The sequence below is a fragment of the Pseudomonas sp. NPDC089408 genome, from assembly GCF_044749445.1.
Lineage (GTDB): Bacteria > Pseudomonadota > Gammaproteobacteria > Pseudomonadales > Pseudomonadaceae > Aquipseudomonas.
This window is the reverse complement of the sequence record NZ_JBIVHY010000007.1, coordinates 265,949-285,347: the sequence shown is the minus strand read 5'-3', so window position 1 is coordinate 285,347 and position 19,399 is coordinate 265,949. Positions and strand designations below refer to the sequence as shown.

The 19,399-nt window shown below is 62.9% G+C and carries 19 protein-coding genes; 10 read left to right on the top strand and 9 right to left on the bottom strand.

Annotation, left to right across the window (positions count from 1 at the left end):
• Positions 1 to 96: 96 nt before the first annotated feature.
• Both ACIP02_RS14580 and ACIP02_RS14575 read right to left on the bottom strand, forming a co-directional pair.
• Positions 97 to 2,604: an ABC transporter permease gene (locus tag ACIP02_RS14580; RefSeq protein WP_400617492.1), complete on the bottom strand. Its 2,508-nt coding sequence runs from the start codon at positions 2,602 to 2,604 to the stop codon at positions 97 to 99.
• Positions 2,604 to 3,287 carry an ABC transporter ATP-binding protein gene (locus ACIP02_RS14575; protein WP_400617491.1) on the bottom strand — a complete coding sequence of 228 codons (684 nt, stop codon included), beginning with the start codon at positions 3,285 to 3,287 and terminating at the stop codon, positions 2,604 to 2,606. Before ACIP02_RS14575 ends, ACIP02_RS14580 begins: the two co-directional genes overlap by 1 nt.
• A 10-nt stretch (positions 3,288 to 3,297) precedes the next feature.
• Here ACIP02_RS14575 and ACIP02_RS14570 point away from each other — a divergent pair, with 10 nt between their 5' ends.
• From ACIP02_RS14570 to ACIP02_RS14560, 3 genes are all read left to right on the top strand, one after another.
• A complete protein-coding gene (locus ACIP02_RS14570) occupies positions 3,298 to 3,903 on the top strand; it encodes an arylesterase (RefSeq protein WP_400617490.1) in 606 nt (201 codons plus the stop codon).
• A gap of 58 nt (positions 3,904 to 3,961) precedes the next feature.
• Positions 3,962 to 4,252: a hypothetical protein gene (locus ACIP02_RS14565; RefSeq protein ID WP_110745001.1), complete on the top strand. Its 291-nt coding sequence runs from the start codon at positions 3,962 to 3,964 to the stop codon at positions 4,250 to 4,252.
• Between the two features lie 113 nt (positions 4,253 to 4,365).
• The gene (locus ACIP02_RS14560; RefSeq protein ID WP_400617489.1) at positions 4,366 to 5,343 is read left to right on the top strand and encodes a L,D-transpeptidase family protein; all 978 of its coding nucleotides are present in this window, start codon (positions 4,366 to 4,368) and stop codon (positions 5,341 to 5,343) included.
• 132 nt (positions 5,344 to 5,475) lie between these two features.
• Here the strand turns inward: ACIP02_RS14560 and oprI are convergent, their stop codons facing one another.
• Positions 5,476 to 5,727 (bottom strand): outer membrane lipoprotei OprI, encoded by a 252-nt coding sequence (oprI, locus tag ACIP02_RS14555; protein WP_003259780.1) that lies wholly within the window; start codon positions 5,725 to 5,727, stop codon positions 5,476 to 5,478.
• A gap of 508 nt (positions 5,728 to 6,235) precedes the next feature.
• Here oprI and ACIP02_RS14550 point away from each other — a divergent pair.
• Entirely contained in the window at positions 6,236 to 6,517 is a 282-nt protein-coding gene (locus ACIP02_RS14550; RefSeq protein ID WP_016500542.1) for a GNAT family N-acetyltransferase, read from the top strand.
• 52 nt (positions 6,518 to 6,569) lie between these two features.
• Here the strand turns inward: ACIP02_RS14550 and ACIP02_RS14545 are convergent, their stop codons facing one another.
• Positions 6,570 to 7,646, bottom strand: coding sequence for a 3-deoxy-7-phosphoheptulonate synthase (locus ACIP02_RS14545; protein WP_201207636.1), 1,077 nt, complete (start codon positions 7,644 to 7,646; stop codon positions 6,570 to 6,572).
• A gap of 234 nt (positions 7,647 to 7,880) precedes the next feature.
• Between ACIP02_RS14545 and ACIP02_RS14540 the strand changes: the two genes are divergently transcribed.
• The 3 genes from ACIP02_RS14540 to cysB all read left to right on the top strand — a co-directional run bounded on the left by ACIP02_RS14540 (position 7,881) and on the right by cysB (position 10,540).
• Positions 7,881 to 8,828, top strand: coding sequence for a putative 2-dehydropantoate 2-reductase (locus ACIP02_RS14540; protein ID WP_400617488.1), 948 nt, complete (start codon positions 7,881 to 7,883; stop codon positions 8,826 to 8,828).
• 112 nt (positions 8,829 to 8,940) lie between these two features.
• Positions 8,941 to 9,438, top strand: coding sequence for a universal stress protein (locus ACIP02_RS14535; protein WP_110745005.1), 498 nt, complete (start codon positions 8,941 to 8,943; stop codon positions 9,436 to 9,438).
• A gap of 127 nt (positions 9,439 to 9,565) precedes the next feature.
• Entirely contained in the window at positions 9,566 to 10,540 is a 975-nt protein-coding gene (cysB, locus tag ACIP02_RS14530; RefSeq protein ID WP_400617487.1) for an HTH-type transcriptional regulator CysB, read from the top strand.
• A 122-nt stretch (positions 10,541 to 10,662) separates the two neighbouring features.
• Here the strand turns inward: cysB and ACIP02_RS14525 are convergent, their stop codons facing one another.
• From ACIP02_RS14525 to ACIP02_RS14505, 5 genes are all read right to left on the bottom strand, one after another.
• The gene (locus ACIP02_RS14525; protein ID WP_400617486.1) at positions 10,663 to 11,397 is read right to left on the bottom strand and encodes a phosphoadenylyl-sulfate reductase; all 735 of its coding nucleotides are present in this window, start codon (positions 11,395 to 11,397) and stop codon (positions 10,663 to 10,665) included.
• A 107-nt stretch (positions 11,398 to 11,504) separates the two neighbouring features.
• Positions 11,505 to 12,848 (bottom strand): aminodeoxychorismate synthase component I, encoded by a 1,344-nt coding sequence (pabB, locus tag ACIP02_RS14520; protein ID WP_400617485.1) that lies wholly within the window; start codon positions 12,846 to 12,848, stop codon positions 11,505 to 11,507.
• A gap of 209 nt (positions 12,849 to 13,057) precedes the next feature.
• On the bottom strand, positions 13,058 to 14,038 hold the full coding sequence (locus ACIP02_RS14515; protein WP_400617484.1) for an alpha-L-glutamate ligase-like protein: 981 nt from the start codon (positions 14,036 to 14,038) through the stop codon (positions 13,058 to 13,060).
• Positions 14,038 to 15,573, bottom strand: a complete 1,536-nt coding sequence (locus ACIP02_RS14510; RefSeq protein WP_400617483.1) for an inactive transglutaminase family protein — start codon at positions 15,571 to 15,573, stop codon at positions 14,038 to 14,040. Before ACIP02_RS14510 ends, ACIP02_RS14515 begins: the two co-directional genes overlap by 1 nt.
• Before the next feature lie 5 nt (positions 15,574 to 15,578).
• Positions 15,579 to 16,115, bottom strand: coding sequence for an ATP-dependent zinc protease (locus ACIP02_RS14505; RefSeq protein WP_400617482.1), 537 nt, complete (start codon positions 16,113 to 16,115; stop codon positions 15,579 to 15,581).
• Between the two features lie 306 nt (positions 16,116 to 16,421).
• Here ACIP02_RS14505 and ACIP02_RS14500 point away from each other — a divergent pair, with 306 nt between their 5' ends.
• The 3 genes from ACIP02_RS14500 to prpC all read left to right on the top strand — a co-directional run bounded on the left by ACIP02_RS14500 (position 16,422) and on the right by prpC (position 19,305).
• Positions 16,422 to 17,138: a GntR family transcriptional regulator gene (locus tag ACIP02_RS14500; RefSeq protein ID WP_400617481.1), complete on the top strand. Its 717-nt coding sequence runs from the start codon at positions 16,422 to 16,424 to the stop codon at positions 17,136 to 17,138.
• Positions 17,135 to 18,025, top strand: a complete 891-nt coding sequence (prpB, locus tag ACIP02_RS14495; protein WP_201207226.1) for a methylisocitrate lyase — start codon at positions 17,135 to 17,137, stop codon at positions 18,023 to 18,025. The genes ACIP02_RS14500 and prpB overlap by 4 nt, the downstream gene beginning before the upstream one ends.
• A gap of 152 nt (positions 18,026 to 18,177) precedes the next feature.
• The gene (gene prpC / locus ACIP02_RS14490) at positions 18,178 to 19,305 is read left to right on the top strand and encodes a 2-methylcitrate synthase (protein ID WP_400617480.1); all 1,128 of its coding nucleotides are present in this window, start codon (positions 18,178 to 18,180) and stop codon (positions 19,303 to 19,305) included.
• Positions 19,306 to 19,399: the final 94 nt, after the last annotated feature.

The window sequence follows — 19,399 nt, the reverse complement described above, 5'->3', positions numbered from 1 at the left end:
GTAAACCCGCTCCCACAGGTGCTGCATCATCCTCGACGGTTGTACAACTCCTGTGGGAGCGGGTTTACCCGCGAAGAGGCCCGCACAGGTACCCCCTCAACTTTCCCGCAACACTGCCAACGGGCTGGCATTCAACGCCCGCCGCGTCCCCAGCACTCCCGCGCCGCCCACCAGCAGCGCCCCCGCCAGCGGCAGCACCAGCAACCAAGGATGCGGGCTCCACTGCAAATCGAACGCATAGCGGTACAGCACCAGGGTAATCAGCTCACACCCCACCGCCGCCAACAGCCCGCTAGCCGCCCCCAGCAAACCGAACTCGATCCGTCGCGCCCTGACCAGCAGTGGCCGCGCGGCGCCCAGTGCTCGCAGCAGGGCGCCCTGGCGAATGCGCTCGTCCAGTGTCGCCTGCAAGCCGGCGAACAGCACCGCCAGCCCGGCCGCCAGCACGAACAGCAACACATACTCCACCGCCAGGGTCACCTGGGCGAGGATGCTGCGCAGCTGGTCTAGCAGCGCGTCCACCTGCAGGATGGTCACCGCCGGGAATGCCCGTGACAGTGCCACCACATCCAGGTCATGCCCTGCTGCCAGGTAGAAGCTGGTGAGGTAGGTGGTCGGCAGCCCTTGCAGCGTGCCGGGCTGGAAGATCATGTAGAAGTTCGGCTGGAAGCTGTCCCAGTGCACGCTGCGCAGGCTGCTGACCCGCGCCTGGCGCTGCTGGCCGCCGATGTCGAAGGTGAGCAGGTCGCCCATTTGCAGTTTCAGGCTGCTGGCCAATTCTGCCTCTACCGACACGCCGGGGATTTCGTCCCCGCTTGGCAGGGCTTGCCACCAGTCACCCGCAGTCAGTTGGTTGCCCTCGGGCAATTCGGCGGCCCAGGTCAGGCTGAGGTCGCGCTGCACGGCGCGTTCACCCGCAGAGTCCTTGCTGACGATCTGTTGTACCGGTTGCTGGTTGATCTGCACCAGGCGCCCGGGTGTCACCGGGTACAGCGGCGCCGCCGTGGCGTTGACTTGCTGCAGGTGCCGAGCGAACGGTTCACGGTCATCCGGGAGAATATTCAGGGCGAAATGGTTGGGTGCATCCTTGGGTAACTGCGCTTGCCAGGTGTCGAGCAGTTCTGCGCGCAGCAGGGCGACCAGGGCCATGGCCAGCAGGATCAGGCCGAAGGCCAGTGCCTGGCCAGCAGCCGCCATGGGGTGGCGCAGCAGTTGGCCCAGCCCCAGGCGCCAGGTGAGTGGCGCCCCGGCCAGCAGTTGGCGCAGGCTGCGCAAGCCGAGCAACAGCAGGCCGCCGAGCAGCAGCGCAGCGACCAGGCCGCCAGCGAGCAAGGCAAAAGTGAGCAGCAAGTCGAGGCTCAGGCGCCACATGATCAGGCCCAGGGCAAACAGGGCAGCGCCATAAACCAGCCAGCTGCTTGGCGGTATCGGCAACAGGTCACGGCGCAGTACGCGCAGTGGTGGCACCTGGCCCAGTGCCGCGATCGGCGGCAGGGCGAAACCGGCCAGCGCCACCAGCCCGGTAGCGATACCGGCCAAAGCCGGCACAACCCCACCGGCAGGCACCACGCTGGGTAACAGGCCGTGCAGCAGGCGGAACAGGCCCAGTTGGGCCAGCCAGCCGAGCAAGGCGCCGGCCAGTGCGGCGACCAAGCCGAGCATGGCCAGTTGCAGGCAATACAGGCCCAAGGCCTGGCGCCGCGACAGGCCCAGGCAGCGCAGCAGGGCGCTGGCGTCCAGGCGGCGTGCGGCGTAGCGGCTGGCCGACAGGGCCACGGCGACGCCGGCCAGCAACACAGCCACCAGGCTGGCCATGTTCAGGTAGCGTTCGGCCTTGCCCAAGGCGCTGCCGATCTGCTGGTTGCCATCGCGGGTGTCGCGCAAGCGCTGGTTGGCCGCCAGGTCTTTTTCCACGGCCTGGCGGTACTGCGCCAGCGCTTCGGTATCGCCCCGCCACAGGTCGCGGTAGGTTACGCGGCTGCCGGGCTGGATCACGCCGGTGGCTTGCAGGTCGGCCAGGTTGATCATGACCCGGGGGGTGAGGCTGTAGAAATTATTGGCGCGGTCCGGTTCATAGGTGAGCACGCGGCTCATGCGCAGGGTTTTCATGCCGACGTCTATGCTGTCGCCAATCGCCAGCCCCAGTGCCGCCAGCAGGCGTGGCTCGACCCACGCCTCGCCAGGCGCCGGGCCGCCACCCGGGGTTTCTGCGGCATACGGCGCCGGGGCGCTGCGCACTTGCCCACGCAGCGGGTAGGCGCCGTCGGCCGCCTTGACGCTGGACAGCTGGATGCCATTGTCACCACCGACCACGCTGGTGAACTCGACCACCTGAGCATGGCGCAAGCCCAGCGCCTTGCCGGCATCAAGCTGTTGCTCACGGGCCGGGGCGCTGCCCTGCAGCACCAGGTCGGCGCCGAGGAATTCGCTGGCGCGCAATTGCATGGCACCATTGAGGCGCGCCCCGAAATAGCCGATGGCAGTGCTGGCCGCCACGGCCACCAGCAGGGCAAAGAACAGCACGCGCACTTCGCTGGCGCGTATGTCGCGCAGCAACTGGCGCAGGGCCAGGCCGCACAGGCGGGACAGCGGCATGTGGGTCATCAGGCCTCCACCGGCGCCACGAGGCGGCCTGCGTCCAGGCGGATCTGGCGCCGGCAGCGGCGGGCCAGGCGTTCGTCATGGGTGACCAGCACCAGGGTGGTACCGCGCTCCTTGTTAAGCTCGAACAGCAAGTCACTGATGCGCTCGCCGGTATGGCTGTCGAGGTTGCCGGTGGGCTCGTCGGCGAACAGCACGGCGGGCTGGGCGGCAAAGGCGCGAGCGATGGCAACCCGCTGCTGCTCGCCGCCCGACAACTGGCGCGGGGTGTGGCTCAGCCGCTTGCCCAGGCCGACCCGCTCCAGCAGGGTGCGTGCCTGCTCGCGGGCATCGCGGCGGCCGTCCAGCTCCAGTGGCAGCATGACGTTTTCCAGGGCATTGAGGCTGTCGAGCAGCTGGAACGACTGGAACACGAAGCCCACATGCTCGGCGCGTATCCGGGCGCGCTGGTCTTCATCCAGTGGCCCCAGGTCGTGGCCGGCAAGGATGACCTTGCCGGCGCTGGGCTGGTCGAGGCCTGCGAGCAGGCCGAGCAGGGTCGACTTGCCCGAGCCCGAGGCGCCGACGATAGCCAGGCTGTCGCCCTCGGCCAGGTCAAGGGAGAGTGCGTGAAGGATGGTCAGGTCACCTTCCGCGCTGGGGACCACTTTGCTAAGGTTCTGCGCAACGAGAATGCTGGGGCCCATGGAGAATCCGATGCGAGTGTGGTGGTTGAGTGCCGGTCTGGCCCTGTATTGCCTGGCCCAGAGCGCGGCGGCGGGAACACTGCTGGTTGTTGGCGATAGTATCAGCGCCGGTTTTGGCCTGGATAGCCGCCAGGGTTGGGTGTCTCTGTTGCAGACCCGGCTCAAGGACGAAGGTTTCGACGATAAAGTGATCAATGCGTCGATCAGCGGCGATACCAGTGCAGGTGGCCAGGCGCGGCTACCGGCGCTGCTTGCAGCGCATAAGCCAAGCCTGGTGGTGCTGGAGCTGGGCGGTAATGATGGCCTGCGCGGGCAGCCGCCGGCGCAATTGCAACAAAATCTTGCCTCGATGATCGAAAGCGCCCGCCAGGCGGGTGCCAAGGTGCTGCTGCTGGGCATGCGCCTGCCACCTAATTATGGCGTGCGCTACACCACGGCGTTTGCCAAGGTGTATGAACAGTTGGCGGCAGAGCAGAAGGTGCCGTTGGTGCCGTTTTTTCTCGACGGGGTAGGGGGCGTACCCGAGCTGATGCAGGCCGACGGCATCCACCCGGCCCAGGGTGCCCAGCAGCGACTGCTGGAAAATGCCTGGCCGGCGATAAAACCCTTGCTCTGACGCTTTAAACGGGGGCCGCTTTCGGCTAATGTTGCGCCCCCCGTTTCGAGTGCCCCCGATGCCGCGCCCTGCCTGGTCCCTGTACGCCTACCAACTGATCGAGCCTGATGAACAGCTCGACCTGTTTGCCTGCCAGGAAATCCGCGTCCACCTCGTGGCCCGCCAGCTTGAGCTGGGCGTGCCGGTCGATCGCACCCTGTGCGGTGGCCTGCTGCCGGCGCAGCCGCGCTGGTCGGGGGTGCCGCGTTCGATTTACCGCGATGGCCGCCTGTGCGACCTGTGCCGTGCCATCCTCGATGCCCAGCGGCGCGGCATGCGCCCGGTGTGGCCGGAGCTGCACGGCAGCTGAACGCCAGCCACCTTTCATCAACTGAAACGCTTGCTTCACGCCAATGCCTCCCGCTTGCATCGGCGTGGGTGTACAATCGGTCCTCTTGACCCACCTTTCGAAGGATTTACCGGATGTTGCCGCGCTTTCCTGCCGTCACCCGTAGCCTGACCCTGGCCGCCCTGCTGGTAGCGGGCCCCGCTGCTGCGCTGGAGCTGCCACTGCCACCGCCCGGTGAAGACATCGTCGGCCAGGTGCATACGATCCAGGCAAAGTACGAGGACACCTTCGCCGACATCGGCACAGCCAACGACCTCGGCTACCTGGAAATGATCGCGGCCAACCCGGGCGTCGACCCATGGCTGCCGGGCGCCGGTACCGAAATCATCCTGCCGACCCGCTATATCCTGCCGCCAGGGCCGCGTGAAGGTGTGGTCATCAACCTGGCCGAGTACCGCCTGTACTACTACCCGAAAGGCCAGAACGTGGTGTACACCTTCCCGCTGGGCATCGGTCGCGAAGGCTGGGGCTCGCCGATCGCCAACACCAAGATCACCGCCAAAACGCCTAACCCGACCTGGACGCCGCCCGCATCCATCCGCAAAGAGCACGCGGCAGACGGTGACATCCTGCCTGCGGTGGTGCCGGCAGGCCCGGACAACCCACTGGGGCCGTTCAAGTTCACCCTGGGCGTGCCGGGCTACCTGATCCACGGTTCGAACAAGAAGTTCGGTATTGGCATGCGCACTAGCCACGGTTGCTTCCGCATGCTCAACAACAACGTGCTGGAGCTGTCGAAGATGGTGCCGGTGGGTACGCCAGTGCGCATCATCAACGAGCCTTACAAGTTCGGCATCAGTGGCGGCAAGGTCTACCTGGAGGCGCACACGCCACTGGACGACCAGGGCAACCCGTCGGTGGTCGACAAGCACACAGCAGTTATCAATGCCTTGCTCAAGCGTGAGGACCTGGCCAACAACCTGCGTATGAACTGGGACATGGTGCGTGATGTGGTGGCAGCCGAAGATGGCATGCCGGTAGAAATTGCCGTGCCGGTCGAGAACCCGGGGGCTGCGCCGATGGTTTCGAGTATGCCGCCAGAACTGCAGTAAGCTATTTGCGACACACCCAGGCCCGCCTTAGTGCGGGCCTTTTCGTATCTGCCAGGTGCGCCGGTGTTGTTCGCAGGCAATAAAAAAGCCGACCCACAAGTGGGTCGGCTTCATAACAATCCGGGAGGATTATTACTTGCGGCTGGCTTTGTCCAGCATACGCAGAGCGCGCTCGTTGGCTTCGTCAGCGGTCTGCTGAGCCTTCTGAGCGGCTGCCAGTGCGTCGTCAGCCTTACGGTAGGCTTCATCTGCACGAGCTTGAGCGCGAGCTGCTGCGTCTTCAGTCGCAGTCAGACGAGCTTCGGTTTCTTTGGATACGCTGCTGCAACCGGTAGCCAGAACTGCGGCCAGAGCCAGAGCAGAGAATTTCAGAACGTTGTTCATCGTGTTCCCCTTCAAGGACTTTCTATTAAATAGCCATCTCTCGGAAAAGAGAAACTGGCCGGCGTACATAGTACTCATTACTTGTAGTAAGTAAACTGACTGAGCGCAAGAACTGCAAAAAAAATGTTGCTTGACGTCGCGCCGACAAGATTTGCGACGTAGGTGTGAAAAAAACGTACAGGGTGCGCAAGCGATTGTAGTACAGGAACTTTTTTGGTGAACTAAGGGTGACTTTAACTGTCCTCTGGCGTCTTAAGCCCTAGAGCATCCGGCGCCTGTTAGGGCGGGCAGGGGAAAGTCGCCCTGATGGCGTTCTGGCCATTTTTAACCGCTGCCACCTTGAGCAATCCCGCTTGCCGCGCCTACTATCTTGTGAGTGCCAGAAGACCCGAACGATTGCAATCGTCCAGTGGTCGAAGGGGCAACAGGTGGCGTAGAGGATTCTGTGCCGGATTAACCACCATCGGTGAAGGTATGGGTCTGCCAAGAAGACCTGCGAGGAGTAGTGATGAGCGAAGCGTTGACCATCCACCATGACCAGGCCGGTCATCAGTTCGAGACCACTGTGGACGGTCATCGTGCCTATCTGACGTACATGGATCTGGGCAAGCAGACGCTGGACATCTATCGCACCTTCGTGCCCAACGCCCTTCGCGGCCGCGGAATTGCTGCTGCGCTGACCGAGCGGGCGCTGGAGTATGCCGAGCAGATGGGCTATACGGTGATCCCTTCCTGCTCGTATGTGGAGCGCTACATGGAGCGCCAGCAGCGGCATTCGAGCAAGGCCTGAATCTGTAAATAAAGAACGGGGCGCGTAGCGGCCCCGCTTTTTATTACAGCAATCAGCCGCGTTTACGCTGCGGCAGCACATCCTTCAACTTGGCATGCATGCTGCGCAGGGTCTTCTCGGTCGCCGACCAGTCGATGCAGGAATCGGTAATCGACACGCCGTACTGCAGCTCTTCCAGGTTCTTTGGAATCGACTGGCAGCCCCAGTTCAGGTGGCTTTCGACCATCAGCCCGATGATCGACTGGTTGCCTTCGAGGATCTGGTTGGCGACGTTTTCCATCACCAGCGGTTGCAGGGCCGGGTCCTTGTTGGAGTTGGCGTGGCTGCAATCGACCATGATGTTGGCCTTGATCTTGGCCTTGGCCAGGTCCTGTTCGCACAGGGCAACGCTGACCGAGTCATAGTTCGGCTTGCCGTTGCCGCCGCGCAGTACCACGTGGCCGTAAGGGTTGCCCTTGGTGGTGACGATCGACACGCCGCCTTCCTGGTTGATACCCAGGAAGCGGTGCGGCTTGGACACCGACTGCAGGGCATTGATGGCAACAGTCAGGCCGCCGTCGGTGCCGTTCTTGAAACCAACCGCAGAGGACAGGCCGGAGGCCATCTCGCGGTGGGTTTGCGATTCGGTGGTGCGGGCGCCGATGGCCGACCAGCTGATCAGGTCCTGCAGGTATTGCGGGGAGATCGGGTCGAGCGCTTCAGTGGCGGTCGGCAGGCCCATTTCGGCCAGGTCCAGCAGCAACTGGCGGCCAATGTGCAGGCCGTCCTGGATCTTGAACGAGTCATCCAGGTACGGGTCGTTGATCAGGCCTTTCCAGCCGACGGTGGTACGCGGTTTTTCGAAGTACACGCGCATGACCAGGTACAGTGTATCGGACACTTCCGCGGCCAGGACTTTCAGGCGCTCGGCGTATTCGTGGGCGGCTTTGATGTCATGGATAGAGCAAGGGCCGACCACGACAAACAGGCGATGGTCCTTGCCGTCGAGAATATTGCGCACCACTTCACGGCCGGCAGTCACGGTCTGCAGGGCCTTGGCGCTGAGGGGGATTTCCTTCTTGAGCTGATCTGGGGTGATCAGGGTCTCGTTGGAGGCAACGTTCAAGTCATCGATCGGTAAATCAGCCATCGTGTTACTCGTCAGGTCACGGGTGCCGGCCGCCAACTATCCCCGTGCGGCCCAGCAGCAAGAATAATCGCAGCGGGGAGCCGAACCTTAGCGCGTTACAGGTGGCGCGACAATGGGCTGAGCCCCGTCATGGTGGGGTTTTTCCCTGATAGAGAGGGTTGAGTGCAAATGGGCTGCCCAGCGCCGCGCAACCTGTGTAAAAAGAGTGCTGACTTTAAATAGCTGGAGATCGGCATGCACACGCGCACACCACGCATTGGCATCATCGGCAGTGGCGCCATTGGCGGCTTTTATGGGTTGATGCTGGCCCGGGCCGGTTTCGATGTGCATTTTCTGCTGCGCAGCGAGTACCAGGCGGTGCGTGAGCAAGGGCTGACGTTGGACAGTGCCGTGTACGGCGCGCTGCAGTTGAACGTGCAGGCGTACGCCAGCGCTGCCGACATGCCGGCCTGTGACTGGCTGCTGATCGGGGCCAAGGCCACCAGCAACGATCAACTGGCACCGTTGATCGTCCAGGCCGCCGCGCCCGGGGCCAAGGTGGTGCTGTTGCAGAACGGCCTGGGCGTGGAGGAGCAGCTGCGCCCGGCCTTGCGCAGCGACATGCACCTGCTCGGCGGGCTGTGCTTCATCTGCGTCAACCGCCAGGCACCGGGGGAGATCCGTCACCAGGCGCTGGGGGCTGTGAACCTGGGTTATCACAGTGGGCCAGCCACTGATGGTGGCGCCGCACTGGTCAGTGAAGGCGCCGGGTTGTTCCAGGCGGCCGGCATCGATTCGCAAGCCATGCCGAACCTGGCGCTCGCGCGCTGGCAGAAGCTGGTGTGGAACGTACCCTACAACGGCCTGTCGGTACTGCTCGGTGCCAGCACCACGCCGCTGATGGCTGACGGCCATAGCCGGGAGCTGATCCAGGCCCTGATGGCCGAGGTGGTGCAGGGCGCAGCGGCATGTGGGCACGTATTGCCCGAGGGTTATGCCGAGCACCTGTTCCAGTTGACCGAGCGCATGCCCGATTACTGGCCCAGCATGTACCACGACCATGCCCATAAACGCCCGCTGGAACTGCAGGCCATCTATGCCGAGCCGCTGGCACAGGCACGGGCGGCCGGCTGCAGCTTGCCGCGCATGGAAATGCTGTATCAGGCGCTAGGTTTCATCGACAGCAGCGACCGCCCCGGCTAAGGGCGTGCTTGGCTCCAAGCCCCCGCCAGCAGTGCGCCAGACGGCAAAGCGTGGGTCTGGCGCGCTGCTAAGCTGAAGCTTGCTCTGCCGTTGCGGCAGTCAAGGAGGTCGAATGATCCGCTCCATGCTGTACGCCACTGACCTCGGTGTCTACGCCCCTTTTGTCATGCAGCACGCGCTGGCGCTGGCGCGTACCTTCGGCGCCGAGTTGTATGTGATCCATGCGGTCGAACCGATGGGCCAGTTCGCCGAATCCCTCCTGCAAAGCTACCTCGATGAGCAGACACTCGACCAGTTGCACAGCCAAGGCGTCAACACGGTGATGGCAAACATAGAACAACGCGTGCTGGAAAGTTTTCGCGATGAACTGGGCGAGGAGGCCGACCTGGCAGTGATCAAGGCGGTGCGGGTACGCCAGGGCGACCCGGCGCAGGTGATTCTTGACCAGGCACAACGGCTCAGCGTCGACCTGCTGATTTTCGGCAGTCACAGCGCCGGTGCCGGCGTGGATGTGCCGCTGGGGCGTACGGCGGTGCGGTTGCTGCAGCTGTCACCGGTGCCGGTGTACATGGTGCCGTTGGCGCAGCATTTAGGACGTAGGAAATCATGAAGCTGGCCGTAGGCCATTTCCGAGGCAGGTAACAAAATAGTTCTAGATTTATTTCCAGAACCACTAATATAGTTATATATCGTCGCTGCCTGCTGCTGCGGACTCATCGCTGAACCGAGGGGAATCTATGAAGCTTCAACAACTGCGCTACATCTGGGAAGTGGCGCACCATGACCTCAACGTCTCCGCGACGGCGCAGAGCCTGTATACCTCCCAGCCAGGTATCAGCAAGCAGATCCGCCTGCTCGAAGATGAGCTGGGTGTCGAGGTTTTTGCCCGTAGCGGCAAGCACCTGACCCGGGTAACCCCGGCGGGTGAGCGCATCATCAATACGGCCGGCGAGATCCTGCGCAAGGTCGAGAGCATCAAGCAGATTGCCCAGGAGTTCTCCAACGAGAAGAAGGGCACGCTGTCCATCGCCACCACCCACACCCAGGCGCGCTACGCGTTGCCGCCGGTGATCAGCAGCTTTATCAAGCAGTACCCGGAAGTGTCCCTGCACATGCACCAAGGTTCGCCGATGCAGATTGCCGAAATGGCCGCAGACGGTACGGTCGACTTCGCCATCGCCACCGAGGCGCTGGAGTTGTTCGGCGACCTGATCATGATGCCGTGCTACAAGTGGAACCGCTGCGTGGTGGTGCCCCAAGGTCACCCGTTGGCCAAGCTGCCAAAGCTGACGCTGGAAGCCGTTGCCGAATACCCGATCGTTACCTACGTGTTCGGTTTTACCGGGCGCTCGAAGCTGGACGAAGCCTTCAACCACCGCGGCCTGACGCCGAAAGTGGTGTTCACCGCAGCCGATGCCGACGTGATCAAGACCTACGTGCGCCTGGGGCTGGGTGTGGGCATCGTGGCCGGCATGGCGGTAGACGCCAAGCTCGACAGTGACCTGGTGGCACTGGATGCCAGCGAGCTGTTCGAAGCCAGCATTACCAAGATCGGCTTCCGCCGTGGCACTTTCCTGCGTGGTTTCATGTGCGACTTCATCGAGAAGTTCGCCCCGCACCTGACCCGTGAGGTGATGGCCAAAGCCATTCAGTGCCATAACAAGCAGGAGCTGGAAGAGCTGTTCGAAGGGGTTGATCTGCCGGTGCACTGATCCGAAATTGCAGGGGGCCGCTTTGCGCCCCATCGCGACACAAGGCCGCTCCTACAGGGTTATGCGATCTCCTGCAGGAGCGGCCTTGTGTCGCGATGAGGCGCGAAGCGGCCCCGGCAATCTCAAGCCTTGCTGATCAGGTTGCCCGCGTGCAACCCGCACTCCTTTTGCGTCGACTCTTCCCACCACCAGCGCCCCTCGCGCTCATGCTGGTTCGGCAGCACCGGCCGGGTGCATGGCTCGCAGCCGATGCTGATAAAGCCACGCTCATGCAGGCTGTTGTACGGCAGCTCCAGCATGCGGATATAACCCCACACTTCTGCGCTGCTCATTTGTGCCAGCGGGTTGAACTTGTACAGCGTGCGCTCCGGCGTGGAGAAGGCGCTGTCGATTTCCAGTGCCGCCACTTGGCTGCGGGTGCCCGGGCTCTGGTCGCGGCGCTGGCCGGTGGCCCAGGCGCTTACGGTAGCCAGCTTGCGACGCAGCGGCTCGATCTTGCGGATGCCGCAGCATTCGCCATGGCCGTCCTTGTAGAAGCTGAACAGGCCCTTGTCCTTGACGAACGGGTCGAGCTTGTCGCGGTCAGGGCTGAGGATTTCGATCGGCAGCTTGTACTGCTCGCGTACCTGGTCGATGAACCGGTAGGTCTCCGGGTGCAGGCGGCCGGTGTCGAGGCTGAACACCTTGACCTGCTTGTTCAGCTTCCAGGCCATGTCGACCAGCACCACGTCTTCGGCGCCGCTGAAGGAAATCCACAGGTCGTCACCGAAGTGCTCGAAGGCGAGCTTGAGGATGTCCTGCGGGGACTTGTTGGCATACGTCGCGGCCAGGGCGGCGACGTCGAAGGGTTGGCTCATCAGGCGGTTTCCATCTTGGCTGTGGCGCTGTGCGCTCGTAGTGGGGTGATGGTAACAAAAAATCGCGGGCTAGACGGGCTTAGCGTCGGCGGCGCCTGCTTCGCGGTCTACAAACCTTGCAAGGTCTGCATCAACACCCGCACCTTGGCGATCGATTCTTCATATTCAGCCTGCCAGTCGGAATCAGCCACCACCGCACCGCCACCCCAGCAGCTGACTTGCCCGTCCTTGACCAGCAGGCTGCGAATGGCAATCGAACTGTCCATTTCGCCGCGCACGTCCATGTACAGCAACGAGCCGCAGTACAACGCCCGGCGCGCTGGCTCCAGCTCGTCGATGATCTGCATGGCACGGATCTTCGGCGCGCCAGTGATCGAGCCGCCAGGGAAGCTGTCGCCAATCAGGTCGAGGGCATCCTTGTCGCTGGCCAGCTGGCCGGTGATGCTGCTGACCAGGTGATGAACATTGGGGTAGCTCTCCAGGCTGAACAGCTCTGGCACCTTCACCGAGCCGATCTCGCAGGTGCGCCCCAGGTCGTTGCGCAGCAGGTCGACGATCATCAGGTTTTCCGAGCGGTCCTTGGGGCTGTGCAACAGCTCCTCGGCATTGCGCTGGTCTTCGGCCGGGTCGCTGGCGCGCGGGCGCGTGCCCTTGATCGGCCGGGTTTCCACCTGGCCTTGGCTGACGCGGATGAAGCGCTCGGGCGAAAAGCTCAGCAAAGCGCTGCCATCGGCCAGTTGCTGGTAGCCGGAAAATGGCGTCGGGCAGGCCTGGCGCAGTGCCTGGTAGGCGCGCCACGGGTCGCCTTGGCAAGGCGCGCGAAAGCGCTGGGTGAGGTTGATCTGGTAGCAGTCGCCGGCCTGGATGTAGCGCTGTACTCGGTCGAACCTAGCCTTGTACTGCTCGGGTTGCAGGTCGCCGGTCATCGGCGCGAGCAACTGGAAATCGCCGGTCTCGGATTGCTGGCCGGCGTCGAACAGACTGACCAGGCGATGGCGCTCAGTGCCTGCCAGGCTTGGGTGGAACACCAGTTGGCTGGTGCCGAGCAGGTGGTCGCTGACCAGTGCCCAGGCATATAGGCCCAGCTGCGCATCGGGCAGGCCGAGGTCGTCCACGGCCAGGCTTGGCAGGTGTTCCAGGCGGCGACCGAAGTCGTAGCTCAGGTAGCCGATCAGGCCGCCGGCGAAGGGCAGTTGTATGCCACCGGGCAAATCGGCGTGGCCCAACTGTGCCAGCCCGTCGCGCAGGCGCTGGAGGAAGGCGCGGCCATCCTCTTCTGGCTGTGCTTGTAGGTGCAGCAGGGGCCAGGCGCTAAGCAGGTCGAAGCGGCCGCGCTCGGCACCGGGGCGGGCGCTGTCGAGCAGGATCGCGCCGGGGGCCTGGCGCAGGCGTGCGAAATAGGCGGCTGGGTCGGGCTGGTAAGGCAGGGGGTGAAGTGTACAGGTCGGCATCAGTGTGGACGGCGATGTAAAAGCGAGGAGGGCGATTGTAGACCTGTGCAGGAAAAGCGCCTAGCCCTGTGGGAGCGGGTTTACCCGCGAAGAATATGACGCGGTGTATGGCGCCGGCTGCGCCGGTGTTCGCGGGTTAAACCCGCTCCCACAGGAGACATCACAGGCTTCGAAGAATGTGACGTTCCTGTAGGACGCTAGCTTGAGGGTCAGCCCGGAAGCACGTGCCCGAACAACCCCTGTGCCACCCGAACCCGCTGCTCGGCATCCTCGGTAACACCTTCCTTGGCCAGCGCCTCGATGTGCGCCTCGATGGCATGGGTGCGCTGGGTCAGCCCACAGTCGTTGGCAATCTGGATGTTCAGCCCCGGGCGGGCGTTCAGCTCCAGGATCAGCGGGCCTTTCTCCTGGTCCAGCACCATGTCCACGCCGATATAGCCCAGCCCGCACAGTTCATAGCAGCCGGCGGCCAGCTTCATGAAACCGTCCCAGTTCGGCAGTTGCACGCCGTCCACCGCATTGGTGGTGTCCGGGTGCTTGCTGATGATGTTGTTCAGCCAGGTGCCGCGCAGGGTGACCCCGGTGGCCAGGTCGACGCCCACACCGATGGCACCCTGGTGCAGGTTGGCCTTGCCGCCGGACTGGCGGGTCGGCAGGCGCAGCATGGCCATTACCGGGTAGCCCATCAGCACGATGATGCGGATGTCCGGCACGCCTTCATAGCTGATGCTCTTGAAGATCTGGTCCGGGGTCACCCGGTACTCGATCAGCGCGCGGTCGCGGTGCCCGCCCAGCGAGTACAGTCCGGTGAGGATGCTGGAAATCTGGTGCTCGATTTCTTCGTGGCTGATGATCTTGCCCGACACTGTGCGGTAGCGGTCTTCGAAACGGTCGGCAATCACCAGGATGCCGTCACCGCCAGCGCCTTGCGCGGGCTTGATGACGAAGTCGTTGCGCCCGCCGATAATCTGGTCGAGCTTCTCGATCTCTTTTTCGGTCTCGATGATGCCGTACATTTCCGGTACATGGATGCCGGCCGCCAGCGCGCGTTCCTTGGTGATGATCTTGTCGTCGACGATCGGGTACAGGCTGCGCTTGTTGTACTTCAGCACATAGTCCGCGTTACGCCGGTTGATCCCCATGATGCCCCGGGCTTCCAGGGCCTTCCACGTCTTGATCAGGCCAAACATCAGGCGTCCGCCTTCTTCACGAATGCCTTGAAGCGCATCAGCTCAGTCAGGCGGTAGCCGCGGTAACGGCCCATCGCCAGCATGAAGCCCACCAGAATCAGCAGCACGGCCGGGAAGGTGAACACGAAGTACACCAGCTCCGGCACCATCATCAGCAGGTGCGCCAGCGAGGCGGCGAACAGGGTGCCGATGGCCACTTTCATGGCATGGCCACCGCCACGCTCTTCCCAGGTGATCGACAGGCGCTCGATGGTCATGGTCAGGATCACCATCGGGAACAGTGCCACCGAAAGCCCGCGCTCAAGGCCCAGCTTGTGGCTGAACAGGCTGATGGCCGCGATCAGTACCACGACAAAGGTCAGTACCACCGACAGGCGTGGCAGCATCTGCAGCTTCAGGTGCTCCAGGTATGAGCGTAGCGACAGGCCCAGGGCTGTGATCACCGTGAACAGCACGATACCGAAGCCCAGTTGCGTTTCGCGGAAGGCCAGTGCGATCAGCACCGGGGTAAAGGTACCCAGGGTCTGGATGCCGATCAGGTTGCGCAAGATCAGGATTACCAGCACGCCGATCGGGATCATGACCATGATCATGAAGGTTTGCTGGGTTTGCAGCGGCAGGCTGTACAGCGAGTATTCGAGGAAGTCGGCGTCGGTGTTCTCGTCGGTCAGCTTGGCCAGGCGGATGGCGTTCATCTCGCTGTTGTTCATGCTGAAAGTGACGTTGGCTTTTTTGCCGCCATCGACGGTGATCAGGTTGTCGTCACCGGTCCACCACAGCAGGCGGTCATTCGGCAGGCCTTGCTCACCGGTGTCCGGGTTGAAGTACAGCCAGTCGTTGCCGTTGAAGCTGCGCAGCCACAGCTCCGGGGTTTGCGGAGTGTCGGCCACCAGGCGGATGGTGTGCACCTTCTCCATTGGCACGTGGGCAATCGACAGCAGCAGGTCGATGACCTGGGCCTTCTTCATCGGCGAAGTGTCACCCGCCAGCAGCAGTTTGACGTTGTCATCGTTGAGGTTGTTGACCCGCTTGATGGTCTCGCTGACAAAGGTCTCGACGTCGGCCGAGTGCTGGCGAATCGGGGCCATCAGCGCTTCGGCAGCGATCTTCTCCGGGCCTTCGATGGCCAGGCTGTCACGGAAGGTCGGCCCTTTGACCGTGGTCTTCTCGTTGCTGTAGCGCTTGGTCAGCACCAAGCGGTAGTAGAGGGTCTGGTTGCCGTTGGCGCGGCGGGCCGACCAGGTCACCTTGCGGTTGCCATCGGCACGGTTGACGCTGACACCGTAGTTGTTGGAGATGAAGCTCTCGTTGAGGCTGACGTAGTCACGGTTCAGCGGCGGCACGAACATCTGCACCTTGACCGGGTCCTTGGTGCTGGCCACGAACTCGACCTTGGCGTCGATGTTCCACAGGTCGTCGGTTTCATCTTCGGTCACCGGGATGCCGAGGAAGAAGATCTGATAAGCCGTGACCGCCACGCCCAATAGCACCAGTACGGTGATCAGGACTTTCAGATGGAGGGTAAGAGAGCGCATCGGGATTACTCTGCTTTGGGAGCGTCGGTGGCACAGGCAGGTTTGCCGGCCGCGTATTTAAGGCTTGGGTCAACCAGCGCATCGAAGTGCTTGAGTGCCTCGGAACCGATCAGCAGCGGGAACTGGAAGGCGCTGCGGTCGGTGAGGTTGACTTCGATGGTGCGCAAGGCCTGGCCCATGCAGATTTCGAGTTCGATGACCGGGCGGGCGGTGTAGGCCTTGCCGGATTCGGCATCATAATCGCCCGCCCGGCGCTTGATCTTGCTCACGCGCGCCAGGGGCCGCTCGATCGGGTGCGAATGGGCGGCATCGATCGCCAGGTAGAAACGCACCCAGCTTTCACCATTGCGCTTGAAGCGCTTGATGTCGCGGGCGCTGAGCGATGCGGTCTTGGCGCCGGTATCGAGCTTGGCCGCCACTTCCAGGTCCAGGTCGCCCAGGCGTGCGTATTCGTTGAGACCGTACACGGTCTTGCCCGCCGCGTGGCCAAGGGCCGGCAGCAGGGTGAGGCATAGCAGCAATAAAACAGGTGTAAGTCTCATAATCCTGGCGCGGTGCAGTGCAAGGTTCTAGGCAAGGTTCAGGTCAAGGTGACTGGCAACTACTGCGCAAGCTTCCTCGTTCATCTGTCAACAAGCATGAATGTATGACAGACAGGCTATCCATACCCCATCGGAGGCGCGGCATTCTATCACGCCGACGTCTTGACGCCAGCGGTGCGCGATCTGACAGCGCGTGGCCAGCGTTAGTTCGTTCTTAGACGATTGTCGACAATATTGATTTTGTCTTTGACTTGAATGGTTGAATTCGCTAATTTCTGGCGAAGAGATTTTCAAGGTGTCGACAATATGCAAGACCTTCCCACCCTTAGCCCTGTGTTGACAGACGAAACGGAAACCTTGTCCGAAAACGTCTTTCGGCGCATCCAGGCGGCCATCGTCAAGGGTGAAATCGCCCCCGGCAGCAAGATCTCCGAGCCAGAGCTGGCGCGCACCTATGGTATCAGCCGTGGGCCGCTGCGCGAGGCCATCCACCGCCTGGAGGGCCAGCGCCTGCTGGTGCGCGTGCCGCATGTGGGCGCGCGGGTGGTGTCGCTCAACCACGCCGAACTGATCGAGCTGTACGAAATTCGCGAATCGCTGGAAGGCATGGCTTGCCGCCTGGCTGCCGAACGCATGAGCCAGGCCGAAATCGACGAGCTGCGCCGCGTGCTCGACACCCACGAGCGCGATGCCGCGTTCCAGGCCGGCCTGGGCTATTACCAGCAGGAAGGCGACTACGACTTCCATTACCGGATCATTCAGGGTAGTGGCAACCAGACCCTGGTCAAGATGCTCTGCGGCGAGCTGTACCAACTGGTGCGCATGTACCGCATCCAGTTTTCGGCCACGCCCAATCGGCCACGCCAGGCCTTTGCCGAGCATCACCGCATTCTGGATGCCATCGCCGACCGTGACGGTGAACTGGCCGAACTCCTGATGCGCCGCCACATCGGCGCGTCCAAGCGCAATATCGAGCGTCATTATCTGGACGCTCACAACAACAGCCCACGAGGTGAGAAATGACTGTGAAGAGCACCCCAGGTCAGCGTTTCCGCGATGCCGTAGCCGCTGAACACCCGCTGCAGGTGGTTGGCGCCATCAACGCCAACCATGCCTTGCTGGCCAAGCGCGCCGGCTTCAAGGCCATCTACCTGTCCGGTGGCGGCGTGGCCGCAGGCTCCCTGGGCCTGCCGGACCTGGGCATCAGTGGCCTGGACGATGTGCTCACCGACGTGCGCCGCATCACCGACGTGTGCGACGTGCCATTGCTGGTGGATGTCGACACCGGCTTTGGTGCTTCGGCCTTCAACGTGGCCCGTACCGTGCGCTCGATGAGCAAGTTCGGCGCTGCTGCCATCCATATCGAGGACCAGGTCGGTGCCAAGCGTTGCGGCCACCGCCCGAACAAGGAAATCGTCACCCAGCAGGAAATGGTCGACCGCATCAAGGCCGCCGTCGATGCCCGTACCGACGACAGCTTCGTGATCATGGCGCGCACCGACGCCCTGGCCGTCGAAGGCCTGAACGCCGCCCTGGACCGTGCCGAGGCCTGCATCGAGGCTGGCGCCGACATGATTTTCCCGGAAGCCATTACCGAACTGCAGATGTACAAGACCTTCGCTGACCGGGTGAAGGCCCCGATCCTGGCCAACATCACCGAGTTCGGCGCCACGCCGCTGTACACCACCGAAGAGCTGGCCTCGGTCGACGTGTCGCTGGTGCTGTACCCGCTGTCGGCGTTTCGCGCCATGAACAAGGCGGCCGAAAACGTGTACGCCGCGCTGCGCCGCGACGGTACGCAGAAGAACGTGATCGACACCATGCAGACCCGCATGGAACTCTACGATGCCATTGGTTACCACGCCTTTGAGCAAAGCCTTGATGCGCTGTTTGCGCAGAAGAAAGGGTAAGTGATGGTGCCTGTGCCGGCCTCTTCGCGGCTAAAGCCGCTCCTACAAGGTCCTGCACAGGTCTGTAGGAGCGGGTTTACCCGCGAAGAGGCCGGCCCAGGTTTCAACGATTAGCCAGATTCCCATAACAAATTCAAGAAAGGAGAAACACCATGGCCGAAGCAAAAGTACTCAGTGGCGCAGGCCTGCGCGGCCAGGTGGCTGGCCAGACGGCACTGTCGACCGTGGGCCAAGCCGGTGCCGGGCTGACCTACCGCGGTTACGACGTGCGCGACCTGGCCGCCGGGGCCGAATTCGAAGAAGTCGCCTACCTGCTGCTGTACGGCGAGCTGCCAACCCAGGCCGAGCTGACCGAATACAGGCACAAGCTGAAGGGGCTGCGCGACCTGCCGCAAGCCCTGAAGGAAGTGCTTGAGCGCATCCCTCGTGATGCCCACCCGATGGACGTGATGCGCACCGGTTGCTCGGTGCTCGGTACCCTGGAGCCCGAACTGACCTTCGAAGCCCAGCGCGACAAGACCGACCGCCTGCTGGCGCTGTTCCCGGCGGTGATGTGCTACTGGTACCGCTTCACCCACCATGGCGTGCGCATCGATTGCACCAGTGATGAAGACACCCTCGGCGGCCACTTCCTGCACCTGCTGCACGGCAAGAAGCCGAGCGAGCTGCACGTCAAGGTCATGAACGTGTCACTGATTCTCTACGCCGAGCACGAGTTCAACGCCTCGACCTTCACCGCCCGCGTCTGCGCCTCGACCTTGTCCGACCTGTATTCCTGCGTTACCGCGGCCATCGGTTCGCTGCGCGGCCCGTTGCACGGCGGCGCCAACGAAGCAGCCATGGAGCTGATCGAGCGCTTCCAGAGCCCGCAGGAGGCCACTGCCGAGCTGCTGCGCATGCTCGAGCGCAAGGACAAGATCATGGGCTTTGGCCATGCCATCTACAAAGAGTCCGACCCGCGCAACGAGGTGATCAAGGGCTGGTCGAAGCAACTGGCCGACGAAGTCGGTGACAAGGTGCTGTACCCGGTTTCCGAAGCCATCGACAAGACCATGTGGGAGCAGAAACGCCTGTTCCCCAACGCCGACTTCTACCATGCCTCGGCGTACCACTTCATGGGCATCCCGACCAAGCTGTTCACCCCAATTTTCGTCTGCTCGCGCCTGACCGGCTGGGCAGCGCACGTCTTCGAACAGCGCGCCAACAACCGCATCATCCGCCCGAGCGCCGAGTATGTCGGCGTCGAGCAGCGCCAGTTCGTGCCGATCGAGCAGCGCTAAGGCATAGATCGCCGGGGCTGCTGCGCAGCCCTATCGCGACACAAGGCCGCTCCCACAGGGACGGCGCCGTACCTGTGGGAGCGGCCTTGCGTCG